This is a genomic window from Gemmatimonas sp. (genome assembly GCF_041689975.1).
Classification (GTDB): domain Bacteria; phylum Gemmatimonadota; class Gemmatimonadetes; order Gemmatimonadales; family Gemmatimonadaceae; genus Gemmatimonas.
Genome location: NZ_JBDNFF010000389.1, coordinates 1 through 7,952, shown reverse-complemented (window position 1 = coordinate 7,952; position 7,952 = coordinate 1). Strand labels below are relative to the sequence as shown.

The window sequence follows — 7,952 nt, the reverse complement described above, 5'->3', positions numbered from 1 at the left end:
GGCGTCGCCGCCACCGCCTCGCGCGTCTTGCGCCAGTCGGTCATCCGCATGCCATCGCCGTACGGCAGCACGTGGACATCGGGACTCCCCACCAGAATCTTCTCGCGCAGGTCGCGCTGCAGGCCGTTCATGACCCCCATGATGACGATGAGCGCGCTGACGCCGATCAGCACACCGCCGATGGCGATCACGCTGATCAGCGACAACAAGCGCGATCCGCGGCGACTCCGCAGATAACGCCACGCGATCGACATCTCGAGGCGGGTCACGAAATAGTTACTCGGGGCGCATGGTGGGGAACAGGATCACATCACGGATGTTCTGCGTGTCCGTGAGATACATGAACAGGCGATCGATGCCGATACCGACACCACCGGTGGGTGGCATGCCGTACTCCATGGCGCGCAGATAATCGTCGTCCACACCGGACGCCTCGTCGTCACCCGCCTCGCGGAGTCGCGCCTGAGCTTCGAAGCGCTCACGCTGATCGATCGGATCGTTCAACTCGGAGAACGCGTTCGCGAGTTCCTTGCCGCGCGCGAACAGCTCGAAGCGCTCGGTGAGACCGGCGGGTCCTCCACGCTTGGGCTTCGCGAGCGGCGACAGTTCGATCGGATAGTCGACCACGAAGGTCGGCGTATCAATCTTCGACTCCACGAGTTCCTGGAACATCTCGTCGAGCACCTTCGGTCGACTCAGTGTGGCCACCTTCTGCACGCCGATGCGCGCGGCCGCCTGACGCAGCGTGGCATCATCCGCCGCCATCACATCGAGGCCGGCCGCCTGTGACAGCGAGGGCACCCATTCGATCCGCGGAAACGGCGTGCGTAGTACCGGAACTTTCTCGCCCACGATCGGCATCGAACGCATTGCATCAGCCGCGGCGACCATCAGCGTCTCGACGCGCGCCATCATCGTGGTGTAGTCGGCGAACGCCTCGTAGAACTCGAGCATGGTGAACTCCGGATTGTGGGTCCGGTCGATGCCTTCGTTGCGGAAGTCGTGCCCGATTTCATACACGCGTTCGAATCCGCCCACGATCAAGCGCTTGAGATACAGCTCGTCTGCGATGCGCAGATATAGCGGCATGTCGAGCGTGTTGTGGTGCGTGATGAACGGACGCGCCGAGGCGCCGCCGTACAGTGGCTGCAACACCGGCGTTTCCACTTCGAGATAGTGCAGCCCATCTAGGTGCGCGCGGATGCTGCGCGTGAGTACCGAGCGCGCACGAAACAGCGCACGAACCTCGGGGTGCACGGCGAGGTCGGCGTAGCGTTGACGCGCGCGCTGCTCGGTGTCCGCGAATCCGGAGTACCGCACCATCTGTCCGTCGACCATCTGTTCCTTGCCGAACGGAAGCGGCCGGAGCGACTTCGAGAGCAGCGTGGCCTCTCTCACCTTGACCGTGGCTTCGCCGGTCTTCGTGCGCATCATCGGGCCGCGTACCCCAACCCAGTCGCCGAGGTCCCACGCGTTGAGGAGGGCCCACGCCGCTTCGCCGATCTCGTCGCGACGGAAGTACAGCTGCACGCGACCGTCCATATCCGCGAGATGGGCGAACGCCGTCTTCCCCTGACTGCGCCACGACGTGAGACGACCGGCCACCGTCACTTCGGGGCCCTCGTCCGACGTACCGAGCGCGGCGACGGCCTCGGTCGCGGTATGCGAGCGATCGAATGAGTACGCAAAGGGTTCGACGCCCGCGGCGCGCAGCATATCGAGTTTGTCGCGTCGCGCCTTCATTAAGAAATTCAGCTCGTCGCTCACAGCGGCCGACCCTGCGCCTTCTCTTCGCTCTCCTGCTTCAGGTACGCTTGGATGAACGGATCGATACCGCCGTCCATGACCCGCTGGACGTCGGCGATCTTGAGCTCGGTGCGGTGATCGTTGACCATCGTGTACGGTTGGAAGACGTAGCTGCGGATCTGGCTGCCGAAGGAGACATCCTGCTTGTCGGCATCGAGGAGGGCCTTGGCGGCGGCGAGCTTGTCGGACTCCCGCTGATACAGCTTGTTCTTGAGCTGCTTCATCGCGGTCGCCTTGTTCTTGAACTGCGATCGCTCGGCCTGCGACGCGCAGACTAGGCCGGTCGGCATGTGGGTGATGCGCACTGCAGACGACGTCTTGTTCACGTGCTGTCCGCCGGCGCCGGACGCGCGGTACACATCGATGCGCAGATCTTCGTCGCGAATCTCGATGTTGATCTCTTCGTCCACGACGGGGTACACGAACACCGACGCAAAGCTCGTATGACGCCGCGCTTGCGAGTCGAACGGCGAGATGCGGACGAGGCGATGCACGCCGGATTCAGGACGCAGGAAGCCGTAGGCATACTGTCCCTTGATCTCGATCACGGCGCCCTTGATACCGGCTTCTTCGCCTTCGCTGAGGTCGAGCATCTGGAGCTCGAACCCCTTTCGCTCCGCCCACCGCACGTACATGCGCATGATCATCTCCGCCCAGTCCTGCGCCTCGGTGCCGCCGGCGCCCGCACTGATCTCGATCTGCGCATCACGGAAGTCATCACGCCCCCGAAGTAGCGACTTCAGCTCGAACGCGTCGAGCTCTTCGACGATACGCTCGGTTTCAGCATCGAGATCCTTGGACATTCCCTTGTCCGGCTCGAGCGCGAGCAGTTCGTCGATCTCGCGCGCGGATTCGATGCGCGCACTCAGCGAGTCGATCGGCTCGATCCATCCCTTGAGCACCTTGACCTGCTGCACGATGTCGCGAGCGTACTCCTGATCGTTCCAGAAGGCTCCGTCGGACATCTCATTCTCATACGCGTTCAGTGTCGATCGCTTGGCGTCGACGTCAAAGATACCTCCGCATGTCCACGAGCCGCTCTTCCGACCGTGTCAACACCTTCAGCCGTTCCCCGTCCTGCATGCCGTGCCTCCGCGTACGACGCGGGCCGCCCTCCGCGCGGGAGAGCGGCCCGTAGTGTCACCAGCTGTTACCAGCAATCGAGTGACAGGGAAGGTACCCGGACAATGCATCGGCTTCCAGCGGCAGAATCAGAACAGGCGTCGCCCGTCGGCGAGAATATCGTTCAGTGCTTCCTGAAAGTACGGTGAGTGCTCGGCGACGTCCCGCCCGACCTGTTCCATGTACTCCTCGTAGCTCTTCTTGATCTCCTCGCGAAAGAGCTGACGCAGCGTGCCGTCACGAAGGCCTTCGTCGCGCTTCTGGGGATGATACGCCACCAGATCGGACACCAGCGCCCGCGCGAGACGACGCGCGCGCTGGGCGGGATCGGCGCGCAAGAACGGATTGATCGGACGCTTGCCGGCCGCGGGCGTCGCCGTTGCCCCCGATGACATCGGCGTCATCGAAGGTGCCGCCAAGGCTGCCGTCACCCCACTCGTTGCTGCGGGCATCGACGATGCGGCCGCCGGGTGGTACCCCGGTGGGTACGCCGGTATCGACGCCGCCGCTGGCGCAGGTGGTGTCATGACGCTGGCCGCCAGCGGTCGCGCGCCGGTGGACGGTCCGTTCGAGATCGGCGTGGCCCGAGACCTTCCGGAATCGGGTGCCGCCACGGCGGCCGTTGCGGACGAGGGCGTCACCGAAATCGGCAGCGTCCCGCCGCCGATGGCGATCACGCCGCCGCAGACTGAGCACCGCGCGCGCACGCCTGTGGCCGGCACCTTGGCCGGATCGACGCGAAATACCGACTTGCAGTCCGGACACGACACCGTCATCACGCTCCCCCTGCACTGCGAATGCCCTGACGCGCCCGAAGCGCATCGATCGAGGCGCCCGCCGACGCCGGAACCGCCGGTTCTTCCCGGCGACGATCAACAGCCCAGACGGAGCCCGATAGTGTCTTCGCGTAACTCTTCATTTCCGTCGCCAACTCGCTGACCTCGATGCCCCGTGTGAAATGCCGGCGCTGATTGGTGACGACGCCGATGGACAGTGTCATCAGCGGAACTCGATGCAACTGTCCGCGCCGATCCTTGCCGAAGAAATATCCCACACGACGGTCCTGCTCGGAATACTGACACGGAATCAGTTCATCGAAAACCCGGATGACTTCGTCACAAACCCGTGGGACGGCAGCCAAAGGGATGGTGTACAGGAAGTCATCGCCCCCGATGTGTCCCACAAAGCCCTCTTCGACGCACAGCCCCTTTACGACGTCGTGGAGGATCCGGGCCACCAGCCGGATCACCTGATCGCCGTGGTGATAGCCGTAACGGTCGTTGAACTCCTTGAAGTGATCCAGGTCGGCGTAACATGCTGCGAACTTCTCGCCGGAGGCCACACGCCGGGTTAATTCCGCCTCGATCTCCCGCGTGCCGGGCAAACGCGTAGATGGGTGCACATCCGTGTCGCGATCGCTGCGCCGCAGCATCGCCGACAGCCGCGCGGTCGCTTCCCGATCACTCATGTCGGCGCGAAGAACCTCATCGGCCCCCGCGTCAAACGCGTCTTCGAAGCGCTCAGCCGCCGCCATCACCAGCACCGGCACGATCGCGGTGTATGCGTCGCGCTTGAGGCGCCGGCAGGTGCTGACGGCGCGCGCTTCCCAGTCGGCATCGCCGCGCGCGTCGATGAGAATGAGCCGAGGACGCGATTTCATCGCCTGCGGGAAGACGCCGTCCGTGTCCGCCGTCTCCTGGCGTGGGATCTGCGCCGATTCCCACCACGCTGTCAACCACGACGGCTCATCCAGACCGAGGGTCAGATGAACCGCGACGTGTTCGTTGAAGCCTGGAGAGGTCATCGTCGACGCGTGGATCGGAAGTGAGGATGGGCGGTGGCACACCGAAAGCAGGTCGGATGCAATGACGCGACCTGAGTGAAACACGGCGAGGCACGGCTCCGGAGCGAACCGAGGTGTGACAACCCGCCCAACATCAGACGATCATGTCCCGGCGATCGGCACGATGTATCGGCCGTCACATCGTGCGACATAAAATGAAGAATCAGGGCGGCGCGCATCTTGCCCGGAACGCTAGCGAACAGCGGGAACCAAGCGAATCGACGCGCGCACTTGTCGCCGGCCGTCTCGCGGATCTCCCACCGGTTCGACCACGGTGTGAACGCTTTCCACGCTCAACCCAGCAACACCGGCCCCACCAAAGCGTCGGACGCGAACGCTGACGTAGGCATCGATCAGGCTAACCAAGTGGTTGGCGCCGATCAAGCCGACGTAGTTCACTGCCCGCTGAACGCTGCGATTGGCGCTGGCAATAGTCTGACCGTACACGTCCTTCTCGAGCTGCGCGTCGCGCCAGCTCCACCGATAGGCGGCCGGGACGGCGCGCGACTGGTAGAAGGCGAGCGCACGCTGATACTCGGGACTCCCAACGGCTGGCGGGACGTCGGGATTCACCCAATACGTTTCGCGCGCCAGTAACCATCGTGCGCCGTTGTAGGTCGTCTCGTCGGTCTCGGGATCGATGGCGCCACCGGCAATACGGTCAAAGGCCCCGCTTTCGAGGAACTTCTCCATCGACTCGTAGTAGTCCCAGCCTCCACTGGGACGTTCCCCCCCGAACGGCTTCCGAGCCACGTCAAAAGCCAACGCGCGATACGCGTCGCGATCCCGATTCGCGTCACGACGGGATCGTACCTGTTGCAGCAGGAGGTAGCCCTCGGCGGCCAGATATCCCACACCGCGTTGCTGTCCCAGGAAGAACTGGCCGGAGCCGGGTACGACGCCGGAGATCACCGGCGCCCACCACGACGCGCGCGTGTCGCGAGACGGGAGCATGGCACGGCTGGGCGCGCCGGCGACGCCGTGGTTGAACGCCGACGGAGATTTCACGTGCACGTGAACGTCTGCGATTGGTATGACCAGGGCCGTCGTCGTGCGAAGCGCCACCGGCATCCCGCCTTGGGCGAGGGCCGACGACGCCGCCATAACCAACAGACCGCTCGCCGCTGAGAGCACCGCACGTCGCATCAGAAGCGTGCCCGAAGCGAGACGTACGTTGGCGGCTCACCGAGCTGCGCCGACGCCGAGTCGAAGCGGCGCGCCAGATCGAGCGCAAACCCGCCGCGCCGAAAGCCGAAGCCTATGGAAGGTCCCTTAGCGTCTCCGGGTTGGAGCTTGTAGCCGCCGCGTAGGAAGGCGACGTCCCGATACCCCAAAACGACACCAAGTCCACCGGCAGCGCCATTCAGTGCCGCGGCGCTCTGTACATCGAGCGTGACATCGAGCGACGCACCGGCGGCGGTGAGTGACCGTATCGGCACGCGCGCCATGCCGCCGATCTGGATGACTCGCGGAAGCGGATCTGCCTGCTCGGCATCCTTCACTTGAAGGGCAGGACCAAGATTGCGCACCGAGGCCCCGAGGGTGATCGGCAGCGTCGTGGGCAGCACATACTGCGCACCGAGATCCAGTGCACTTGTCGACCCCGAGATGATCGGCACGTTGCCGCAGATACCGGTGCACTGGAAACGCAGCATAATGAACTTGTAGGTCACGCCGACGCTCAGACGCTTTCCAACGGGCGTGGCGTAGGACAACGCCAGTTGATAGTTGCGATTAGTGATCGTACCGATCTCCGTCCCGTTTACGGGGTCGGTGGCGGCCTGATCGCCGTAGTTCACGAGGTACACGGACGCCGCCACCGTCCCCAGCACGCGTGATGGCACCGCAAACGTGAGCATGTCGCTGGTGGCGATCAGGGTCTGCGAATGGTGCACGGCTAATTCCTTCTTGCCGATGCGCGCGAGCGCCGCGGCATTCCACCACATGGCTTCGGTGCCCAAAGCGGAATCGGCCACGACGGCCTCGCCTTGGGCGACCGCATGCGCCCCGAACGGGACCAGCAGGAAGAGCCCACCGTTCTGCGCGCGTGCGTGCGTCGCCATGCTCACGCTGAACGCGAGCCCGACGGCCGCGCGCACGCACCGCCCAAGCCACGGACTCACGCGCGTCACGTCTTTTCGTTCGGGTCGCCGTATCCCAAGCGCAGCACGGCGTCCCGATTCCGACGCCAGTTCCGGAGCACTTTCACCCAGAGATCGAGGTACACAGGTTGGCCTACGAAGCGCTCGATTTTCTCGCGTGCTACGCGACCAATCTTCTTGATCTGCTGTCCGTTGGCTCCGATCACAATCCGTTTCTGGCTGTCGCGTTCGACGTGCAGGACCGCACGGATGTACAGCGGAGTAGAGCCTTCGCGAAACTCTTCTATTTCACACGCGAGCGCGTGAGGTAATTCATCGCCGAGTTGCTCGAGCGCCGTTTCGCGAACGAACTCGGCGCAGAAGAACTTGACCGGCTGCGTGGACAGTTCGTCAGCAGGATACAGATACGGACTTTCCGGCAGCATCTGCGTGATCGCGTTGACCAATCGATCCATGCCGTCACCCGTGTGTGCAGACAGCAGCACGGCTTCGGGGTAATGCTCGAGCAGCGCGAACTTCTTCGGCTCATCGATCAAGTCGATCTTGTTGAGCGCGAGGAGCATCTTGGCCCGAGGCGCACGCTCAAGTCCAGCAGCAGAAGCGAAATCGCTTGGAATGGTCGCGGTGGCATCGACGACATGGACGAGGACATCCGCGTCGCGGACTGCGGCGAGTGCGGCGTTGCGCATGGCGCTGTGCAGGGTGTCTTTGGGTTCGAGCAGACCAGGTGTATCGAGAATGACCATCTGCGTGTCATTCTCGGTCCGCAGACCGAGTATACGGTGGCGGGTACTTTGCGCTTTGCTCGACGTAATCGCGAGCTTCTCACCGACGAGTCGGTTGAGCAGGGTGGATTTGCCGGCGTTGGGGAAACCGGCGACCGTAACGATACCAGCCCGTGTCATGAACTCGGATTCGGGTGAATGCGACTTGGAAGTGAAGGGTAGTGCTACACAGAAGCCCCCGCCACCGGGATCCGTGAGGATCGGTGACGGGGGCTTCACAAGGTGCCGGCATCGGCCTACTCTCCCGCGGTCTCTCGACCGGAGTACCATCGGCGCTGCTTGGCTTAACGACCG

At 63.8% G+C, this 7,952-nt stretch carries 8 protein-coding genes; all 8 read right to left on the bottom strand.

Features of this window, described 5'->3' with window-relative positions; genetic code table 11:
- Positions 1-269: ABC transporter permease (locus ACESNG_RS22440; RefSeq protein ID WP_373061966.1), on the bottom strand; the 269-nt coding region annotated here is incomplete at its 3' end.
- Positions 270-276: 7 nt separating this feature from the next.
- Entirely contained in the window at positions 277-1,743 is a 1,467-nt protein-coding gene (gene lysS / locus ACESNG_RS22435; protein ID WP_373061964.1) for a lysine--tRNA ligase, read from the bottom strand.
- Positions 1,744-1,763: 20 nt separating this feature from the next.
- A protein-coding gene (prfB, locus tag ACESNG_RS22430) for a peptide chain release factor 2 (protein WP_373061962.1) occupies positions 1,764-2,889 on the bottom strand; the annotation gives its coding sequence in 2 pieces (ribosomal slippage) (positions 1,764-2,816 and positions 2,818-2,889; 1,125 coding nt in all).
- Between the two features lie 128 nt (positions 2,890-3,017).
- Positions 3,018-3,704 carry a zinc-ribbon domain-containing protein gene (locus tag ACESNG_RS22425; RefSeq protein ID WP_373061960.1) on the bottom strand — a complete coding sequence of 229 codons (687 nt, stop codon included), beginning with the start codon at positions 3,702-3,704 and terminating at the stop codon, positions 3,018-3,020.
- Positions 3,704-4,732, bottom strand: coding sequence for a diguanylate cyclase (locus ACESNG_RS22420; protein WP_373070929.1), 1,029 nt, complete (start codon positions 4,730-4,732; stop codon positions 3,704-3,706). The genes ACESNG_RS22425 and ACESNG_RS22420 overlap by 1 nt, the downstream gene beginning before the upstream one ends.
- 231 nt (positions 4,733-4,963) lie before the next feature.
- Positions 4,964-5,917 (bottom strand): hypothetical protein, encoded by a 954-nt coding sequence (locus tag ACESNG_RS22415; protein ID WP_373070927.1) that lies wholly within the window; start codon positions 5,915-5,917, stop codon positions 4,964-4,966.
- Positions 5,917-6,903 (bottom strand): PorV/PorQ family protein, encoded by a 987-nt coding sequence (locus tag ACESNG_RS22410; protein WP_373061954.1) that lies wholly within the window; start codon positions 6,901-6,903, stop codon positions 5,917-5,919. The genes ACESNG_RS22415 and ACESNG_RS22410 overlap by 1 nt, the downstream gene beginning before the upstream one ends.
- Positions 6,900-7,778 (bottom strand): GTPase Era, encoded by an 879-nt coding sequence (gene era, locus ACESNG_RS22405; RefSeq protein ID WP_373061952.1) that lies wholly within the window; start codon positions 7,776-7,778, stop codon positions 6,900-6,902. Before era ends, ACESNG_RS22410 begins: the two co-directional genes overlap by 4 nt.
- Positions 7,779-7,952: the final 174 nt, after the last annotated feature.